Source organism: Saccharopolyspora sp. NPDC045839, from assembly GCF_056431645.1.
On sequence record NZ_JBWKKH010000060.1, the window covers coordinates 12985 to 32370 of the forward strand.

The 19386-nt window shown below is 72.2% G+C and carries 15 protein-coding genes; 9 read left to right on the plus strand and 6 right to left on the minus strand.

All coding sequences use genetic code 11. The annotated features are described in order from the left end of the window. Positions 1–160 precede the first annotated feature (160 nt). The 3 genes from AC07EQ_RS42120 (at position 161) to AC07EQ_RS42130 (ending at position 2101) form a co-directional block, all read left to right on the plus strand. Complete coding sequence (locus AC07EQ_RS42120; protein WP_478393386.1) at positions 161–772, plus strand: macro domain-containing protein; 612 nt, start codon at positions 161–163, stop codon at positions 770–772. A 104-nt stretch (positions 773–876) separates the two neighbouring features. Next, complete coding sequence (locus AC07EQ_RS42125) at positions 877–1389, plus strand: DoxX family protein (protein ID WP_478393387.1); 513 nt, start codon at positions 877–879, stop codon at positions 1387–1389. A gap of 70 nt (positions 1390–1459) precedes the next feature. After that, positions 1460–2101 (plus strand): response regulator, encoded by a 642-nt coding sequence (locus AC07EQ_RS42130; protein WP_165967919.1) that lies wholly within the window; start codon positions 1460–1462, stop codon positions 2099–2101. Positions 2102–2351: 250 nt separating this feature from the next. Here the strand turns inward: AC07EQ_RS42130 and AC07EQ_RS42135 are convergent, their stop codons facing one another. The 4 genes from AC07EQ_RS42135 to AC07EQ_RS42150 all read right to left on the minus strand — a co-directional run bounded on the left by AC07EQ_RS42135 (position 2352) and on the right by AC07EQ_RS42150 (position 10159). After that, positions 2352–3509: a GAF domain-containing sensor histidine kinase gene (locus AC07EQ_RS42135; protein ID WP_478393388.1), complete on the minus strand. Its 1158-nt coding sequence runs from the start codon at positions 3507–3509 to the stop codon at positions 2352–2354. Positions 3510–3890: 381 nt separating this feature from the next. Then, positions 3891–7379, minus strand: coding sequence for a thiol reductant ABC exporter subunit CydD (gene cydD / locus AC07EQ_RS42140; RefSeq protein ID WP_478393389.1), 3489 nt, complete (start codon positions 7377–7379; stop codon positions 3891–3893). 245 nt (positions 7380–7624) lie between these two features. Further along, on the minus strand, positions 7625–8638 hold the full coding sequence (gene cydB / locus AC07EQ_RS42145) for a cytochrome d ubiquinol oxidase subunit II (RefSeq protein ID WP_478393390.1): 1014 nt from the start codon (positions 8636–8638) through the stop codon (positions 7625–7627). Between the two features lie 15 nt (positions 8639–8653). After that, complete coding sequence (locus AC07EQ_RS42150; protein ID WP_478393391.1) at positions 8654–10159, minus strand: cytochrome ubiquinol oxidase subunit I; 1506 nt, start codon at positions 10157–10159, stop codon at positions 8654–8656. Positions 10160–10378: 219 nt separating this feature from the next. On the opposite strand from AC07EQ_RS42150, the gene AC07EQ_RS42155 reads away from it, so the two are divergent. The 5 genes from AC07EQ_RS42155 (at position 10379) to AC07EQ_RS42175 (ending at position 15423) form a co-directional block, all read left to right on the plus strand. Beyond that, positions 10379–10918 (plus strand): RNA polymerase sigma factor, encoded by a 540-nt coding sequence (locus AC07EQ_RS42155; protein ID WP_478393392.1) that lies wholly within the window; start codon positions 10379–10381, stop codon positions 10916–10918. After that, positions 10915–11718 carry an anti-sigma factor family protein gene (locus AC07EQ_RS42160; RefSeq protein WP_478393393.1) on the plus strand — a complete coding sequence of 268 codons (804 nt, stop codon included), beginning with the start codon at positions 10915–10917 and terminating at the stop codon, positions 11716–11718. Before AC07EQ_RS42155 ends, AC07EQ_RS42160 begins: the two co-directional genes overlap by 4 nt. A 3-nt stretch (positions 11719–11721) precedes the next feature. After that, a complete protein-coding gene (locus AC07EQ_RS42165; RefSeq protein ID WP_478393394.1) occupies positions 11722–12447 on the plus strand; it encodes an ABC transporter ATP-binding protein in 726 nt (241 codons plus the stop codon). After that, positions 12444–13661, plus strand: a complete 1218-nt coding sequence (locus AC07EQ_RS42170; RefSeq protein WP_478393395.1) for a hypothetical protein — start codon at positions 12444–12446, stop codon at positions 13659–13661. Before AC07EQ_RS42165 ends, AC07EQ_RS42170 begins: the two co-directional genes overlap by 4 nt. Positions 13662–13893: 232 nt before the next feature. Then, on the plus strand, positions 13894–15423 hold the full coding sequence (locus AC07EQ_RS42175; RefSeq protein ID WP_478393396.1) for an ArnT family glycosyltransferase: 1530 nt from the start codon (positions 13894–13896) through the stop codon (positions 15421–15423). On the opposite strand, the gene AC07EQ_RS42180 is transcribed toward AC07EQ_RS42175, so the two are convergent. Further along, positions 15375–16784: an aminotransferase-like domain-containing protein gene (locus AC07EQ_RS42180; RefSeq protein WP_478393397.1), complete on the minus strand. Its 1410-nt coding sequence runs from the start codon at positions 16782–16784 to the stop codon at positions 15375–15377. The two genes, AC07EQ_RS42175 and AC07EQ_RS42180, sit on opposite strands and share 49 nt — an antisense overlap. Before the next feature lie 91 nt (positions 16785–16875). Here AC07EQ_RS42180 and AC07EQ_RS42185 point away from each other — a divergent pair, with 91 nt between their 5' ends. Continuing rightward, positions 16876–18036: a trans-sulfuration enzyme family protein gene (locus tag AC07EQ_RS42185; protein ID WP_478393398.1), complete on the plus strand. Its 1161-nt coding sequence runs from the start codon at positions 16876–16878 to the stop codon at positions 18034–18036. 34 nt (positions 18037–18070) lie between these two features. Here AC07EQ_RS42185 and AC07EQ_RS42190 read toward each other — a convergent pair whose 3' ends face one another. After that, positions 18071–18928 carry an NAD(P)H-binding protein gene (locus AC07EQ_RS42190; RefSeq protein WP_478393399.1) on the minus strand — a complete coding sequence of 286 codons (858 nt, stop codon included), beginning with the start codon at positions 18926–18928 and terminating at the stop codon, positions 18071–18073. Between the last annotated feature and the right edge of the window lie 458 nt (positions 18929–19386).

A 19386-nucleotide genomic window follows, 5' to 3' on the forward strand; every position in this document is an offset into this window, starting at 1 on the left:
CGCGACCCCCGGAAGCCGGACCCGGCGATGGTCCGGATGCGCGGCCGGATTGCGTCGGTCTTCCGAGTCCCGCGGCGCCCGCGGCATCCGGCGGGCTGGCGCGCGGCGAATCGGCGCCAGGTGTGACCTACCCGATGCCACCGCGCCGCGCATTCCTGCGATGCTGTGGGGCGTGACCGCAGATTCGGGGCGCTCAGCGGATGGAGCGAAGCCGGAGCTGCAGCTCGTCCTCTGCGCGCTGGACGAGCCGCTGGCCGCCGCCTGGCACGACATCGCCGACAGCCGAGCCGGCCTCTCCGTTCACCAGGGATCGGTCCTCGACCTGCAGGTCGACGCGGTGGTGAGCCCGGCGAACTCCTACGGCTGGATGCGCGGCGGCATCGACGCGGTGTACGCCCGCACCTTCCCCGATGTGGAGGAGCAGGTCCGCAGCGCGGTGCTGGCCTACCACGGCGGCGAGCTGCCGGTCGGCGAGGCGTTGCTGGTGCCCACCGGCGCCCCGAACCCGATCTGGCTGATCAGCGCTCCCACCATGCGGGAACCCGGCGAGCGGCTGCCCGCCGACACGGTGCACCCGTACCTCGCGGCGAGGGCCGTGCTGCGGCTCTTGGCGAGCGGGGTGCTGGAGAACGGCACGCCGGTCCGGCACGTGGCCCGGTCCGTCGCGATGCCCGGGCTGGGCACCGGCGTCGGCGGGGTGTCGCCGGAGCTGTGCGCGCGGCAGGTCGCCGCGGCGTGGGACGAGGTCTTCGCCCGCGTCGAGCAGCTCTGACGAGCCACTCCCGCGCGGTTCGCCCGGCGGTGCGGACGAGCGGGCGGACCCGGATCCGAGTGAGTACCGTCGGGCGCACCGGCCGACCACCCAGGAGGTCCCAGATGCTCATTCGCCGTTTGGCCCGGCCGATGCTCGCCGCGATCTTCATCTACGGCGGGATCGGGGCGTTGCGCGATGCGCCGAGCCACGCGAAGGCCGCCGCGCCGCTGTTGGAGAAGACGACGGCACCGCTCAAGGACTCGCTTCCCGAGCAGTTCCCGACCGATCCGGAAACGCTGGTGCGCATCGACGGGGCGGTGAAGATCGGCGCCGGGACCCTGCTGGCGATCGGCAGGTTCCCCCGGCTGGCCGCGCTGCTGCTCGCCGGGAGCGTCGTGCCCACGACGCTGGCCGCGCACGCGTTCTGGGAGATCGACGACCCGCAGGAACGCACCAACCAGCAGATCCACTTCCTCAAGAACGTCGGGCTGCTCGGCGGGCTGCTGATCACCGCGGTCGACACCGGCGGCAAGCCTTCCGTCGGCTACCGGGCGAAGCGCCGCGCGCGCAAGGTCTCCGCGCACACCCACCAGACCGTCGGCGCGATCAAGGGCGCGAAGAAGGTCAAGAAGTAGCCGCGAATTCCCGGTTTGTCAGGCAACCCTCAGCTCACCACCCGCCGAGCACGTACGTAGCGTGGGGTGCGTGCCAGTGAGGGTCCTGCTAGTCGATGATCATGAGGTGGTCCGGCGCGGGCTTCGCGACCTGCTGGACACCGAGGACGACGTGGAGATCGTGGCGGAGGCCGGGGGCGTCGGCGAAGCCCTGGTGCGCGCGCAGGCGACCGGGCCGGACGTCGCGGTCATCGACATGCGGCTGCCCGACGGCGACGGCCTGGAGCTGTGCCGCAAGCTGCGCGCCCTGCCCGAGCCGCCGTACTGCCTCGTGCTCACCGCCTTCGACGACGAGAGCGCGCTGGTCGGCGCGATCAACGCCGGGGCGTCCGGCTACCTGCTGAAGCAGGTGCGCGGGCAGGACCTGGTCAACGCGGTGCGCGAGGTCGCGGCCGGGCGGTCGCTGCTGGACCCGGTCACCACCGGCCGGGTGCTGGACAGGCTGCGCAAGTCCACCAGCCCCGAACCGGACGAGCTCGCGGCGCTGACCGAGCGGGAGCGCAAGGTGCTGGAGCTGATCGGCGAGGGGCTGACGAACCGGCAGATCGCCGAGCGGCTGTTCCTGGCGGAGAAGACGGTGAAGAACTACGTGACCTCGGTGCTGGCGAAGCTCGGCATGGAGCGCCGCACCCAGGCCGCGGCCTGGGTCGCCCGCCGCCAGGGCCAGAGCTGACCGCGGAAGGCGAGCACGCGCGGCTGTGGGCCGCGCCCGGCGGTTCGCGGGTGGAGCTGCCGGCCGCCCGCTTCGAGCGCTTCGCCTTCGACCGGCACAGCCGGTTCGCGGCCTGTTCCAGGTCGCCGGCCGAGCGCTGAGCGACGAGTCTCGGCCGATCACGAGACGCCGAACGGGACCAACCAGCGAATCCGCACCGCCTGGTTCGACGCGCTCCTCGCCGACTTCAAGTCGCCGCGCGCTGACGCCCTCAGGGGGCCGCCGTCAGCGGTACCTCCCAGGTGACCGTGGTGCCGCTGTCCGGCGAGGACGTGATCACGCAGCGGCCGCCCGCCGCGACCGCGCGCTCTTCGAGGTTGCGCAGGCCGCGCTTGCTCACGTCGCGGGGAATTCCGCAGCCGTCGTCCACCACCTGCAGCAACAGCCCCGATTGCGAGCGCCGCACCCGCACCAGCACGGTTTTCGCGCCGGCGTGCCGGACCACGTTGGACAGCGCTTCGCGGAGCGCGGCCCGGGCGTGGTCGGCCACCGGCACCGGCACGTCGCTGAGGTCGCCTTCGATCTCCAACCGCGGCGGCCGGCCCAGCAGTTCCCCGGCGATCTGCACCTCGGAGCGCATCGAATCGTCGAGCGCGGGCGCGTGCGCCGAGTCCTCCGGGTCCGCCGAGCGCAGCGTGCGGGCGGTGGCGCGGACCTCGGCGATCGCCTGGTCGATCTGCTCCATCGTCTCGGACAGGCGGGCGGCGTCGGCGATGTCGAGGCGGCCGGACAGCCGCCGCTCCAGGACCTCCAGCTGCACGCCGGTGGCGTAGAGCCGCTGGACGATCACGTCGTGCAGGTCGCGCGCGATGCGCTCCCGCTCCTGGTAGACGGCGATGCGCTGACGCGCCGTGGAGCCCTCCGCGAGCACCAGTGCGAGCCCGGCCTGCGCGGCGAACGAGGTCAGCACGTCCACCGCGACCCGGGTGAAGGTGCTGGCGCCACGCCGCCGGTACACGGCGAGCGCGCCGAGCCGCCGCTCGCGGGTGCCGAACGGCGCGACCGCGAACGGGCCGTAAACCCGCAGCGCAGCGGGGACGTAAGGGGCGGTGAGCGGATCGTCGATCAGGTCGTCGACGACGACCGGCACGCCGCTGCGGGCGACCCGCGCCGCGGCCGAACGCGACGAGAGGACGGTGCCGACCGGGTCGCCGAGCGGGCCGGTAGCGGTGGGCGCGCCGTAGGCGGCCTCGACGGTCAGGCGGCCGTCGTCGGCCCGCACGGTGACGACGCCGAGGTCGGCTTCCGCGAGTTCGGCGGCGCGGCGGACGACCAGCGGGAGGACGGCCTCCGGATCTTCGGCGGACAGCGCCAGCCGGGTGATCTCGGTGGACGCCGCCAGCATGCGCTTGGCGAGGGTGGAATCCATGTCAAGCACGAGGCTATAGCTCCCGCGAGCGCGAAGGCGGGTCCGGACGACGCAGGTCACAGCCCATCCGCGGCCCAGGCCCGGCCGTCGCGGCGATCCCGCAGGCCCGGAGCCGTGCGCGCACCGGCTTGGTGCAGAAGCTGTCCGGGAAGTTGCTCTGCGCGCCGGTTTCGCGCGAAAACGGCGCTCGCCACGCCTGCCGGATGACGGTTTCGCGCGAAAACGGCGCCCTCCACACCTGCTGGACGACGGTTTCGCGCGAAAACGGCGTCCCGCGCCGCGCGACCGCCCTCCGGCTTCGACACGTCGAAGACGGAGGTCCGCCGATACCGCGTCTCCGCGCCATCGCAGCCAGAACAGCCCCTGCAATGCCCACTGCGCTCACGGATCCGAAGCTCGCGCGGCGGTCACGGGAGCGCCTTCGCGCTGGGCCTCGCGGACGACCGCGATCTCGCCGGCCTCCACGCGCAGGACGATGTCCGCGTGTTCGGTCTCCGACCAGCGGTGCGTCACGTGGATGACGGTGCGGTCGCGCAGCGCGTGGCGCAGGCGGGCGAGCAGTGCCTCCGCGGTCGGCACGTCCAGGTGCGCGGTCGGCTCGTCGAGCAGCACCAGCTCCGCGTCCGCGGCCAGCAGGGCCCGGGCCAGCGCGAGGCGCTGCGCCTCGCCGCCCGACATCGCCGTGCCGCCGCTGCCGACCATCGCGTCCAGCCGCTCCTCCCAGCCCGGCAGCCCCGCCACCCGTAGCGCCTCGCCGAGCTCGCGGTCGTTCGCCTCCGGCGCGGCGAGCCGCAGGTTCTCCCGGACGGTCGTCGACACCAGTTGTGGCTCCTGCGGGCACCACGCGACCTTCCGCGGCACCTGCACGTCGCCCCGTTCCGCCTCCAGGAATCCCAGCAGCAGCGCCAAGATCGTCGACTTCCCGCCGCCGGACGGCCCGACCACCGCGACGTGCGCACCGGCGGGCACCCGCAAGTCCGCGCCCCGCAAGGCGATTCCGCCCGAACCCGGCCACCGGACATCGACGCCGGTCAGCTCGACACCGGACCGTGCCGCATCCGCAGGGACATCACCAGGTTCAGCACCCGAGCCCGGGCGCTGGACATCACCACCGGCCAGCCCTGCACCGGACCGCGCCACCCGATCAGCAGCACCGTGCCCCGGGCCAGCGGCACCGGATCCACCGCCCGAGCCGACCGCCAGCAGCGGCGCCAGACGCGCTTGCGCTGCGCGCAACGACTTCCACTGCTGCGCAGCGGGCGGCAGCAACGCGACGGCTTCCGCCGCGGCGAGCGGAACCAGCCCGAGCAGCGGGGCCAGCTCCGGCGCCAACCGGCCTTCGGCCACCGCCGCCGCCCCGAACCACGCTCCGCCGAGCACCGCGATCCCGACGAGGAGCGTGTTCACGGCCGTCGCGGCACCCGCGCCGAAAGCCGCTCGGCGGGCACGGGCAGCGAGGCGCTCGTCAGCGGCGGCCAGTTCGGCGCGACGCTCCTGGTGCGCGCCGAAGGCGATCAGTTCCGCCGAGCCGTCGAGCAGCGCGAGGACGCGAGCCGCGACGCGGCGGCGCCCTTCCGCCACGGCAGCGGTCGCGCGGCGCTCCGCGGCGAGCGCAGCGAGCGGACTCGCGACGAAGGCGACGAGCAGCGCAGCTGCGAGCACCACGCCCGCTTCGGGGAGCACCAGCGTCTGGAGCACCACCGCAGCGACCACGACGACCGCCGCGACCAGCGGCGGGAGGATCACGCGCGGCTCCAGATCGCGGACGGAGTCGACATCGTCGACGAGGCGCGCGACGCCCTCGCCGCGGCGGAGCCCGGCGGTGCGCACCGGCCCGAGTCGCACGAGGGCATCCCACAGCCGCCGCCGGAGGCGGCCGGAGAGCCGGAAGGCGGCGTCATGCGTGACGAGCCGCTCCGCGTAGCGGAGCACCGCGCGCGACAGCGCGAAGGTGCGCACGCCCACGACCGCGACGGAGAGCGTGAGGATCGGCGGCTGCTGCGAAGCGCGGGCGATCAGCCAGGCCGACGTCGCGGTCAGCGCGAGGCCGGAGAGCAGCGAGAGCGCGCCGAGGCCGACGCCGAGGAGCGTTCGCGGCGTGATCAGGTCGCGGATGCGACCGGTCGCCGCCGGCAGGTCGGGCGCGGCGGCCGGAAGGGCCGCGGTGGCCGCTTCGGGTTCGGCTTCGGCCGCCTCCGGGCGGTGGCTGGCGAGCACGACCGTCGCGCCCGCTTCGGCGGCGCGGCGGACCGCCTCGTTGACCTGGTGGGCCGTCGCTGCGTCCAGGTGCGCGGTCGGCTCGTCGAGCAGCAGGATCTTCGCGTCGCCGCGCAGCCTCAGCAGGGCGCGGGCCACCGCGACCCGTTGACGCTCCCCTGTGGACAGTTCGTCGATGCGGCGGTCGCGGAGGTGGGCGGCGGCCGCGTCGGCGAGCGCTTCGCCGACGTGCGCCGTCAGGTCGGGTTGGTCGGCGGTGGCGACGGTGAGCTCGTCGGCGACGGTGCCGCCGGTGAACGTCGGGCGCTGCGGCACCCACGCGATGCGGCGGCGCCACTCGGCCGGGTCCAGCTCGGCGATGTCCACGCCGTCGCAGGTGATCGTGCCGCTTTCCGGGGCGGCGAAGCCGAGCAGCACCGACATCGTCGTCGACTTGCCGCTACCGCTCGGCCCGATCCCGTCGAAGCCCTCCAGCCGCACGATCTCGCCGGGCCGTGCCACGAAGCTCAGGCCGTCCGGCGCGAACCCGTCCCGCCGCCGCACCCGCAACCCGGCCACCCGCACGACGTCACCCGAACAACCGGGTTCAGCCGTCCCACGTCCCCCGGAACCGTCCGGTCCGGGTTCGGGGTGACGCAATTTCCATTGAAATTGAAGGTTCGATTTCAATGGAAATTGCGGACCACCCGCACCGGCAGGGTGACCCTCCCGCACGATCTCGTCGACTCGGCGGACGGCTTCGACGCCGTCTTCGCTCGCGTGGTGCGCCGCTCCGGCCGCGCGCAGCGGCAGGTAGCACTCCGGCGCGAGGATCAGCACCAGCAGGCCCGTCGCCAGGTCGAGGTCCCCGGAGACCAGCCGCAGGCCGATGCCGACCGCCACCATCGCCACCGACAGCGACGACAGCAGCTCCAGGACCAGCGCGGAGAGGAAGGCGATGCGCAGCGTCGCGATCGTGGTGCGGCGGTGCGAGTCGCTGACGCGGCGGACGACCTCGCCCTGCGCTCGCGCCCGCCCGAACGCCGTCAGCACCGGCAGCGCCCGGATCAGCTCCAGCAGTTGCCCGGACAGGCGCTGGACCGCGTCGGCGGCGCGCGAGGTGCGCTGCTCGGTGTACTTGCCGACGAGCCACGCGAACAGCGGGATCAGCGGCACGGTGATCACGATGACCAGCGCGGAAACCCAGTCGGAGAACAGGATCCAGGCCCCCACCAGCGGTGGCACCACCGCGGCGGTCACCAGCGCGGGCAGGTACTTGGTGAAGTACGCGTCGAGCGCGTCGAGGCCCTTGGTGGCGAGCGCGGTCAGCTCGGCCGGGCCGCGCCGGTGGATCCACTCCGGGCCCCGCCGCAGCGCGGAATCCAGCAGCAGGCCGCGCAGCTCCTCCTTCGCGCCCGCCGCCGCCCGGGCGGACACCGACTCGGTAGCCCAGCCCAGCGCGGCCCGCGCCACCACCGCGCCGGCGAGCACCACGAGGTGGTCGCCGATCTCCGCCGGCGAGGCGGCGCTGGTCACCACGGCCGCGAGCGCGCTGCCCAACGCCCAGGCCTGCACGATCAGCGCGGCCGCATTGCCGACGGAGAGCAGCCCGGCCACGACGAGCGCGCGCCGGGCCGACCCCGAGAGCCAGGGCAGAGCTCCGAGCGGACCCATCACGAACTCCCTACTGTTTCCAGGCTCGTCTTGCGTAGCGGTGCGGGTGGCGGAACCTCAGACGCCTTCTCACTGTGGGATCCCCGACCTACGTATGACCAGCGGCATCGGGGCTGTCCTCGCGAGAAGACCTCTGAGAACCCGCGGCGGTGCAAGTTGCTTAGGTGGGCTAAGCGGCTGCGCCGCTTCAACGACAAAGATCAAAGCTGGATTGGTTTCACCAGCCGGCGGACCAGTGGAAACCGTCAGGCACTGGGCACGTGCACCGGCGGGATGTGCTTGGTGCCGATGCGCTTGCGGAACACCCAGTACGTCCAGCCCTGGTAGATCAGCACCGCCGGGGTGCCGAAGGCCCCTACCCAGGTGATCACCGTCAGCGTGTACGGGCTGGACGCGGTGTCCGCGATGGACAACGACCAAGCCGGGTCCAAAGTGGACGGGATCACGTTCGGCCACAGCGCGCCGAACAGGGTCACCACCACACCGGCCAGCGCCACGCCCTGCAGCGCGAACGCCTGGCCGTCCCGCCACCGGTACAGCCGGGCCAGCCCGGTCAGCGCCGCGACCAGCGCGATCACCAACGGCACCCAGGTCCAGGCCTCACCCTCCCGGAGCTGCGCGATGACCATCAGCGCGATCACCGGCAGCAGCAGCGGCACCCCGGCCATCAGCGCGATCCGCCGCGCCCGCTCCCGGATCTCGCCCTCGGTCTTGAGCGACAGGAAAACCGCGCCGTGCAGCAGCGAGAACCCGCACACCGCGAGCGCGCCGATCACGTTCGGCAGCGTGAAGATCGTCCACCAGCCACCGACCCGGTCGCCGTTGGCGTCCAGCGGCAGCCCGAAGACGCTCGCGGACAGCACCAGCCCCACGATCAGCGGCGAGATCCACGAGGCGAGCACGATCACCGCGTCCCAGGTGCGCCGCCAGCGGGCGGTGTCCACCTTGCCGCGGTACTCGAACGCCACGCCCCGCCCGATCAGCGCCAGCAGCAGCACCAGGAGCGGCAGGTAGGCCGTGCTCAACAGGGACGCGTACCAGCCGGGGAAGGCGGCGAAGGTCGCGCCGATCGCGACGATCAACCAGACCTCGTTGCCGTCCCAGACCGGGCCGATCGTGTTGATCAGCACCCGCCGTTCCTCGTTGCGGCGGCCCAGCACCGGCAGCAGCATGCCGACGCCGAAGTCGAAGCCCTCCAGGAACAGGTAGCCCAGCCACAGCAGGGCGATCACGCAGAACCAGAAGGTGGGCAGATCCATCGCAGGTGCAGCCTCTCAGTACGCGAAGGACAGGGCTTCGTCGCCGGACTTCTCCTCGCCCTCCGGCGGTTTCGGCGGCATCACCCCGTCGAAGCCGCCGCGCACGTAGCGGACGATCAGGAAGATCTCCACGATCGCGAGCACCCCGTACAGCGCGGTCAGGGCGATCACCGAGGTCAGCAACTCGCCGGGGGACACCCCCGAGGACACTGCCGACGCGGTGAACATCCACACGCCGTCGACGCCGGACGCATCGGGGTTGGGCACCACCACGAACGGCTGGCGGCCCATCTCGGTGAACACCCAGCCGGCGATGTTGCCGACGAACGGCAGCGCGATGCTCAGCACCGCCAGCGGCGCCCACCACTTGCCCGGCGGGAACCGCCGCTTGCGGGTCAACCAGAGCACGAACACCGCACCCAGCGCGGCCACGCCGCCGAAGCCGATCATGAACCGGAAGCCCCAGTAGGTCACCGGCAGGTTCGGCGTGTAGTCGATCGGCTGCCCGGCGAACGAGCCCAGCCGCGGGTCGTCCGGGTAGTGCGTGCCGTACTTGGCCTGGTACTCCGGGATCAGCGCCTGCACGCCCTTGACCTCGCTGGAGAAGTCGCCTTCGGCGAGGTAGGACAGGATGTAGGGCACCGTGATGCTCTTGACGTTCTCGCAGTCGGGCCGGCTGACGTCGCCGATCGCGAAGATCGAGAAGCTGGCGGGTGCCTCGCTGTGGCACAGCGCCTCCGCGGACGCCATCTTCATGGGCTGCTGCTGGAACATCAGCTTGCCCTGGATGTCACCGGAGATCGCCAGCCCGGCGAAGGCGATCACCGCGACCCACGCGCCCAGCCGCAGCGAGCCGTGCCAGGCGCGGCGGTCCTCGTCGTCCACGTCCGACTTGCGGTGGTGGCGGGCGATCTGCCAGGCGGCGATGCCGATCAGGAACGAGCCGGCGACCGCGAAGCAGCCGAACACGGTGTGCGGGAACGCGGCGAGCAAGGTGTTGTTGGCCAGCACCTCCCAGATCGAGGTCAGCCGGGGCCGGCCGTCGACCATCTCGATGCCGACCGGGTGCTGCATCCACGAGTTGGCGGCCAGGATGAAGTACGCGGACAGCACGGTGGCCAGCGAGAACGCCCAGGCGCAGGCCAGGTGCACGCCCTTGGACAGCCGGTCCCAGCCGAAGATCCACAAGCCGAGGAAGGTCGACTCGACGAAGAACGCGAGCAGGCCCTCCATGGCCAGCGGCGCGCCGAAGACGTCGCCGACGAAGCGCGAGAAGGAGCTCCAGGCCATGCCGAACTGGAACTCCTGCACGATGCCGGTGACCACGCCCATGGCGAAGTTGATCAGCATCAACTTGCCCCAGAACTTGGTCATCTTCAGGTAGCGCTGCTTGCCGGTGCGGTACCAAGCGGTCTGCATGCCGGCGACCAGGATCGCCAGCCCGATGGTCAGCGGCACCATCAGGAAGTGGTAGACGGTAGTGATCCCGAACTGCCATCGGGCGATGTCGAGCAGATCCACGACTCCACCCTGCCGCCCTGTACTGCGAATGCGCAGAGGCAAGGGCCCTATCTCGCCCGGTCGAGAGTCCTGTCCTGGACGGGACCTTGGTCCCGGTCACGCAGAGCAGCCGAAATCACCGGATCGATTACTTTTATCAAGCGATCCGGCGACACGGAAGACCTCTGCGTGAACACGCCGACTGAAAACCGTTCCGGCCGTCCGTGCGTCTAGAGGTGTGTGCGCGATCAAGAGCGGGAAGACGAGCGGTTGCTCAGGCGGGTCGCACGCGGCGACCGGGCCGCCTTCGGCGAGCTCTACGAGCGCAACGCGGGCTGGCTGGCGGTCCGGCTGCGCCGCCGCTGCGGCGATCCCGAACTGGCCGCCGAGGTGCTGCAGGACTGCTTCCTGACGGCGTGGCGCTCGGCGGCCGGATTCGACCCGTCGCGCAGCGCCGCCGGCTGGCTGTGGACCATCGCGACGAGCCGGCTGATCGACGCGCACCGCCGCCGCAACGTCCGCATCCAGCCCGTCGGAGAGCCGGTCGATTCGGCGATCATCGCGGAATCCGCGGAGGACGAGGTGCTGGCCCGGGCCTTCAGCCCCGAGCTGGCCGGCGCCCTGCACCGGCTCTCCCCCGAGCTCCGGGCGGTCCTGCAGGCCACCGTGCTCGACGGCCGGACCGTGCGGGAGACCTCCGAGCTGCTCGGAATTCCCGAGGGCACGGTCAAGACCCGCGCGCGCAAAGCCCGCCACATCCTGAAGGAGGCACTCGCATGACGCACGAGCACTTCCCCGCGTCCACCCTGCGTGCCTACGCCGCGGGTCTGCTGCCGGAGGCGGACGAGGTGGAGGACCACGCCCTCGACTGCGCCGCCTGCCGACGGCTGATCAACGACGCGGCGTCCGGCGATCCGGTGGTGTTGCAGGCGCAGGCCGGCCTCGTCACGCTCCCCCCGCAGTTCCCCCGGCCGAGCCGGTGGCGCCGGCTGCGGGTGCTGCTCAACGCCGCCCCCGCAGTGCGCGGCGCCTGGCTGTTCGCCGTCCTCCTCGCGCTGGCCTGCGCCATCGGGATGGACCTGCTCAGCATCGAAGAACCCGGCGGGTGGTGGTCGCAGCACGGATCCGCGCTGCTGCTGATCGCGCCGATCCTGCCCGTCGCCGGCGTTGCGCTGTGCTTCGGCAGGCTGGGCGACCCGGCCTACGAGATCACCACGGGCACCGCGCTGGGCGGGCTGCCGCTGGTCCTCTGGCGCACGCTGTCGATCCTGCTCACCACCGTGCCGGCGAGCGCGGTGATCGGCGCGATCACGGGCCGGACGTCGATCGTCGGCTGGCTGCTGCCGTGCCTGGCGCTGACCGGCCTGACCCTGGCGCTCGGTTCGCGGTTCCGGCTCGAACCGGTGGCGGCCGCGGTCGCCACCGCCTGGCTGGTGCTCGCCGGTGGCCCGCTGGTCGGCGACCAGGTGCCGGTGCTGCTCGACCGGCCGCTGCCGCTGCTGTGGTCGTCGCTGATCGTCCTGTCCGCCGCAGTGCTCTACCTCCGCCGCACGAACTTCCAGCACACCTCGAGGAGCTGAACCGTGACCGCCATCGAGATCCAGGACCTGGCCGTGCGATTCGGCCGCCGCCGCGCGCTCGACGCGATCACCGCGGACTTCGGCACCGGCGTGCACGGCCTGCTCGGGCCCAACGGCGCCGGGAAGTCGACGCTGATCCGGGTGCTGGCCACGCTGACCGCGCCCTCCGGCGGCTCGGTCCGGCTGCTCGGCCGCCCGCCGGCCGGCGCCGACCTGCGCCCGCTGCGGCGCGCAATCGGCTACCTGCCGCAGGAGTTCGGCTGGTACCCGAGGTTCACCGCGCGCGAGTTCGTGGAGCACTTCGGGTGGTTGAAGGAGGTCCCGGCCGCGGAGCTGATGCCGGCCGTGGACCGGGCGCTGCGGCGCGTCGGGCTCGGCGACCGCGCCGACGAGAAGCTGAAGCGCCTCTCCGGCGGGATGCGGCGCCGCGTCGGCATCGCGCAGGCCATCGTCAACGATCCCGGGCTCCTGCTGCTCGATGAGCCGACCGCCGGGCTCGATCCCGAGCAGCAGGACGAATTCCGCGAGCTGCTGCGCGAACTCGGGCAGGATCGGTGCGTCGTGCTCGCCACGCACCTCATGGGCGATGCGCAGGCGTGCGATCAGGTGCTGGTGCTGGACGCGGGCCGGCCGGTCTTCCAGGGGATGCCGGCGGAGCTGGCCGACGGCGGCGATCTGGCGGACGGCTACCGCCGGGTGCTGGGCACGAGCCGGGCGGGTGCGGCATGAACAAGGGCTTCCGGAACGAGTTCTACCGCGGCACCGCCGGCCCGCTCGCGACGGTGGTGCTGATATCGCTGGTCACGTCGCTGTTCCTGCAACCGTGGTGGGCGGGTAGCTGGAACGATCTCGCCTTGGTCGTCCGCGCCGATCAGATCTTCACCTGGCCGCTGGCGGCGACCGCCGGCGCATGGGCCGCGGGCAGGGAGGTCCGGCGGGGCACCGAGGAACTCCTGGCAACGGTGCCGCGGCCGAGTTGGCAGCCGTTCCTCGTGTCGTGGGTGGCACTCACGCTTGGCGCGGTGCTCGGCATCGCGACGGCGTGGGGTATCGCGGCGATCTTCGTCTTCCCGATCGCCACCGGTAGCGGTACCGACTGGATCGCGGCGCTGCTGGTCTGCGTCCCCGCGCACGGCGCAGCAGCCGCATTCGGCATGGTGCTGGGCAGGCTCGTCCGGTGGCGGCTGATCGTCCTGCTGACCCCGGCGTTGGCACTTCTGGTGTACACGGCGGCCAGCTGGGCGAGTTGGATGTCGGGGTACGACGCACTGTTCACGATCCTTCTCTCCGCACAGGTTCCCGACGGGGAGATGTACTCGGTGCCGTCGAGCACGCTGCAGGCGATGTGGTTCGCGGGGATCGCAGCGACTTTCCTCGTCCTGGCCGTCTCGCATCCGCGGTGGCTCGTGCTGGTGCCGGCGGCTCTCGTCGCGGCGCTGACACTGCTGCTCGCGTCGATCCCGCTGGGGCGGCAGGTGGTCGCCGATCCGGTGGCGATGCAGGAGGTGTGCACGACGCGCGGGCCGACGATCTGCGTCGCGCGCTACGAGGAGCACGTGCTCGACGAGCTCGCCGAGTTCGGCCAGCCGATGCTGGAGAAGCTCGGCGGTATCCCAGGTGCGCCGGAGGAGGTGCGGTTCAGAAGCGCGGCGAACCCGGACCAGCCCTCGTACCTGCACAACACGACCGTCACCGGGCGGCTCGCGGATCCCGCGCAAGAGCGCGAATGGCTGGCGAACATGTTGGTCAGCACGGTCCCGACCTGCGACGGCGAACCCTTCTACCGGGCTGTCTCGGTCGCCGGCGCCTGGCTGGTCGACGACGTGGAAGGCGCGAAGCGACTGCTCGGGAACGGCAGGATCCCGGATCGTGAATGGATGACCGCCTATTACGCGGCACGCGTCGATTGCGACACCGATGCGACGTGGGCGCTGCTGGAATAGCGAACGTTTCGCCTGGTAGGCACCCGTGCACGTGTTGTGTCGCTATAGCAGCACAAAACACGCACGGGGGCTGACCAGCCCAAACCGAACCCCAACGAGGTTTCGGCCGGAGCAGCCCGGCGAAATCGCGAAAAACCGATTCTGATCGGCCGGAGAACACCCGATTCCGGCCGGTGCCTCCGCACGCCTGGAAAGGGGCCTGTCGGTGACGTTGACCCATCCCGGAAAAGCCATGCAGCCGAAGGGAATCGCACGGGATCCGTTGTTCCCGCCGGCGGTGCGACCGGTTCTGCTGATCGCCGCGGCCGTCGCGATCGCGTTGCTGCTGACCAGCCCGCGTTACGGCTACTTCGCCGACGAGCTCTACTTCATCGCGGCGGGGCACCACCTCGCCTGGGGCTACGCCGACCAGCCGCCGCTGATCCCGCTGATAGCGTCCACTTTAGACACCTTGTTCCCCGATTCGCTGGTGGCGCTGCGCATGCCGCCGATGCTGGCGACCGCCGCCGGAGTCGTCGTGACGGCGCTGATCGCACGCGAGCTGGGCGGCGACCGCCGCGCGCAGGTGCTCGCCGCCGGGGCCTGGGCGGTCACCGTGCAGTTCGCCAGCGCCGGGCACCTGCTCGCGACCTGGTCGTTCGATCCGTTCCTGTGGACGGTGATCGGCTGGCTGGTGGTGCGCTGGACGCGCCGCCGCCGGGATCACCTGCTGCTGTGGGCGGGCGTGATCACCGCGGTCGCACTGCAGGTCAAGTTCCTGATCCCGGTGTGGTGGCTCTGCGTCGGCGTCGCCGCCCTCGCGACCGGCCCGCGCGAGCTGCTGCGCCGCCCGATGCTCTGGTGCGGGGCGGGTTTCGCCGTGCTCACCACGGTTCCGACGCTGCTCTGGCAGCACGCCCACGGCTGGCCGCAGCTGCGCATGCCCGCCGCGATCGCCGCCGAGAACTGGTACGGCTGGCTGTTCCTCCCGACGGCCGTCGCCTGCGCGGGCCTCGTCGGAGCGGCCGCGGTCTGCTACGGCTCCTGGCGGCTCCTGCGCTCGCCGAACCTGCGCCCGTACCGCTACCTGGGCTGGGCAGCCGTCGGAACCACGGCGATCTTCCTCCTCGCGGATGGCCGCCCCTACTACGTCGCGGGCCTGTTCGGCCTGCTCTACGCCGTTGCCGCAGTGGAGGCACCGAAGTTCCCGGGCCGGCTCACCGGCACGGCTTTCGCGGTCTCCGCTTGCCTGGCGCTGGCCGCGTTGCCGGTGCTCCCGGTGTCGTCGATCCAGCGGTTCGACACGTTCGGCCGGGGCAGCATCGGCTGGCCGCAGCTGACCTCGGCCGTGGCCGACGCCTACCACCGCGCTCCCCCGCGGACCGCCGTCATCACCCACGACTACTGGTCGGCCGGCGCCCTGCACCACTACGGAAGCGCGGCCGGGATTCCCGAGGCGTACAGCGGAAGCCGGGGCTTCTGGTACCTCGGCCGCCCGCCGGAGGACACCGAGCACGTGGTGTACCTGGGCGGCACCCGCGAATACCTGCTCCGGTCCTTCCGCGACGTCCGCCCGATGACCACAGTGGACACCCGGATCGACACCTACTACGAGGGCACCACGATCTGGCTCGCCAGCGGGCCGCGGCGGCCGTGGGCCGAGCTGTGGCCGCAGTTCCAGCGCATGGGCATCTTCGACGGCACCACCGGCAGCGGCACCGAACTCCCCGGCGCTCAGACGACCAGCGCGTTCACCGCGGCGACCGCGGCCGTGCCGTCGTAGGAACGCCACGCCTCCGCCATCCGGCGCACCGCCTCGGCGAGCTCGTCCGGCGGGTAGTGGAACGGGATGCGCAGGCAGCGTTCGCTGCGCAGCTGCGGATCCAGCGACTGACCTGGCAGCACCGCGACGCCGAACCGCAGCGCGTGCTGGGCGAAGGCGCTCGCGTCGCCGTAGGGCAGCGTGGCCCACAACGTCTGCCCGCCCGCAGGCACCCGGAACGTCCACGGCAGGTTCGCGTCGAGTTCGGCGCAGAGGCGGTCGCGCCGGGCGCGGAGTTCGGCGATCCGCCGCTCGCGCACCTCGTCCAGCCGCGGCAGCAGCGCGGCGGCCAGCCACTGGTCCAGCACCGGGCCTCCGAGATCGTGCACCGCCCGCAGCCGCGCCAGCCTCGTGATCAGCGGCTCGGGCGCGCGCACCCAGCCGACCCGCAGGCCGCCCCAGACCAGCTTGCTCAGCGATCCCACGTTGATGACCGCCGCGCCGCCCAGCGGCTCCGGGGCCGCGTCGTCGAGGTCGAGCTCGGCCAGCACCTCGTCGTCGATCAGCGGGACGCCGTGCCGCTCGCAGGTCTCCGCCAGTCGGCGGCGCTGCAACGACGGCAGCAGTTCGCCGGTCGGGTTGTGGAAGGCGGAGATCACGTACGCCAGTGCCGGACGATCCGCCACCGCGCGCAGGTAACCAGCCAGGTCCAGCCCGTCGTCGGCGCGGACAGCGCGGATCCGGGCGCCGGCCTCCTGCGACAGCTCGAACGATCCCGGATAGGTCGGGGCGGCGAGCAGCACCTCGTCGCCGGGCGCCACGAGCAGCCTGATCAGCAGCGAAAGGGCTTGCTGCGCCCCGTTCACGACGAGGACCTGCTCGGCGCGGGTCGGCACGCCGCGCTGCGCGTAGCGGTCGGCGATCGCCTGCCGCAGCTCGGGGACGCCGGCCGGGTGGTAGCCCATGTCGGGGCCGGTGGCGGCGAGCCGGCCGGTCACCGCGGGCAGCAACTCGGCGAGTTCCGGTGGCGGCAGCAGCGGGCTCGCGCAGGTCAGCTGGATCGCGCCGTCCGCGGGTTCGAGCAGGTGCAGGTACATCGGCCCGACCGACTCGACGGCGGCGGTGCGCGCGGCGGTGAGCCATGCCGACGTGACCCGGGTGCCGCTGCCCTGGCGGCGTTCGAGCCGCCCTTCCTCGCGGAGCGTCCGGTAGGCGGCCACGACGGTGTTGCGGCCGACCGCGAGCGCGCCGGCGAGCGCGCGGTCGGGCGGCAGCACGGTGTCCGGCGGCAGGCTGCCGTCTTCGATCAGCTGCCGCAGCCGCCCCGCGAGCAGCTCGTGCAGCGCGCCGCGCTGCGCGGACCAGCGGCCGAGCAATCCCACGACGCGATCCAGCGAAATTGGTTCCATCGAGGAGCCAATCTACCCGCATTGGCGCTTCCCGCGGACCGCTGCCGCGGGAAGCCTTGTTCCCATGACCCACTTGAACACCCGCTGCGTCCACGTCAAGACCCCGGAAGCCCCCGAGGGGCGGCCGCTGACCGTGCCGCTCTACCAGACCTCCGGCTTCGCCTTCGCCGATCCCGCCGTCTTCGCCGACGGCATGGTGAACCCGGACGGCGCGCCGGTCTACTCGCGGATGGGCAACCCGACCGTGCGGGCGCTGGAGGCCACCGTCGCCGAGCTGGAGGGCGGGCAGGCCGGCTTCGCGACCGGCTCCGGCATGGGCGCGATCAACTCGGTGCTGCTGACGCTGCTGAGCAGCGGCGACCACGTGATCGCCCAGCGCAGCCTCTACGGCGGCACGTTCGCGTCCTTCGAGAACCTCGCGCACCGCTGGGGAATCGAGGTCAGCTACGCGTCGGGCCCGGCGGAGGCGCGGCAGGCGCTGCGGCCGAACACCAAGCTGCTCTACGCCGAGACGATCTCGAACCCGATGGTGGAGGTCGCCGACCTGCCCGGGATGTTCGCGGTGGGCCGCGAGGCGGGCCTGATCAACGTCGTGGACAACACCTTCGCCACCCCGCTGCTGTGCCGCCCGATCGAGCAAGGCGCGGACGTCGTCGTGCACTCGACGACGAAGTACCTCGGCGGCCACTCCGACGTGCTGGGCGGGGTCGCGGTGTTCGCGGACGCCGACCTGCACCGCGAGCTGTGGCCGGAGCTGGTGGAGATCGGCGCGTCGGCGGATCCCTTCGCGGCATGGCTGACGCTGCGCGGCGTGCAGACCCTCGCGCTGCGGATGCGCCAGCACTGCGCGAGCGCCCAGTTCATCGCCGAACGGCTCGCCGAGCACGCGACGGTGCGCGCCGTGCACTACCCGGGACTGCCGTCGCACCCCGGCCACGAGCTGGCGCGGAAGCTGCTGACCGGCAACGGCGGCGTGCTGACCTTCGACCTGGGCAGCAGGGCGGCCGGGCTGGCCTTCGTGCAGGCGATCCGGCTGGCATCGCTCGGCCCGTCGCTGGGCGGCGTCGAGACGCTGGTGCTGCACCCGGCCAGCACCTCGCACCGCCAGCTCACCGACGAGCAGCTGCGCGCGGTCGGCATCGGCGAAGGCGTCCTCCGCGTCTCGATCGGCATCGAAGACCCCGACGACATCTGGGCCGACTTCGACCAGGCCCTGCCCAGGTGAGGGCGTCCCGCAGCAGGTGCGGGACGCCCCCGGGTCACGGGCGGAAGTCGGCGGCGTGGTCGCGGGCCCACTCGGCGAAGCCGCGGGCCCGGCCGGTGACCGGCTCGGCCGTCGGCGGCGCCGAGCTCGCGTCGAACTCCGCGGCCTCCGCCGGATCCTGCTCCGCTCCGGAGTAGTCCTCGAAGCCGAGCAGGAAGTCCGCGTTCGCCGCCGCGAACCCGCCCTGCGCGAGGTACAGCTCCCGCGCCCGCTCCCGGCCGATCACCTCGAAGCGGATCTCGCGGCCGATGGCGTCCCCGATCGCCCGGACCTGCTCGCGGTAGGTGAGCAGGTCCGGGCCGTTCACGTCGTAGGCCCGGCCCGCGTGCCCGTCCGACAGCAGCGCGGCGGCGGCGACCTCGGCGATGTCCAGTTCGTGCGTCGGGTACCAGGCGACGTCCGGGTTCGGATCGCGCACCACGCCCTCGGCCCGGATCGACGGGCCCCACAGCGCCAGCTTGTTCATCGCGAACTCGCCGGGCCGGACGTGCGTCCACTCCAGGCCGGAATCCTGCACGGCCCGCTCGACCGGCAGGTGGAAGTCGGTGTCGAAACCGCCGGTCACGGCGCCGGAGGACAGCACCACGATGCGCCGCACCCCGGCCCGCTTCGCGGCGTCGACCACGTCGCGCGCGGTCTGCGGCACGGGGAACAGGAAGAGCCGGTCGACGCCGCGGAGCGCGGCGTCGAGGGTGTCCGGCGCGGCGAGGTCGCCCAGGGCGGCCTGCACCCCGGCGGGGAACTCGGCGCGCGGATCGCGGGTCAGCGCACGCACCTGCTCGCCCTCCGCTGCCACCAGTCGCAGCACGTTGCGGCCGACGTTCCCGGTCGCACCGGTGATCAGGATGGTCATGACGTCCTCTCGACGATTGCTTGCGGGGAGGGCGTCGAGCGCTCGACGACGCTCCATCTCTACCCGGGCGATCACCCTGGAAGCAAACATGAACACGACGTTCGCATACGCCCCTGACCTGCAAAAACTCTACCTGATCAAGATCATCTAAAGGCCCCGGTTTCGGCGCCGGAAACACCCGTTGACCAGCCGCGACCGAAAAACCGGACGCCAATTTCAGGCAAAATTGGAATTCCGCCCAACCGCCGCGGAGGAGTTCCCAGTTTTAGGCAAAATTGGAGCCCGACCGACGCGGTTCGCAGCGCTCGAGTTCCACGATGCGGCGCGGGCAGAGGCGTGCCCGCCTGGAACGCGGGGCGCCGTTTTCGCGCAGTGATGATGTGGGTGGTGATCGTCCGGGGCGTCTGACTCGGTTTCGCGCTGACGCCTGTGGGTTGTCTTGGTTTCGATCTGTCGGC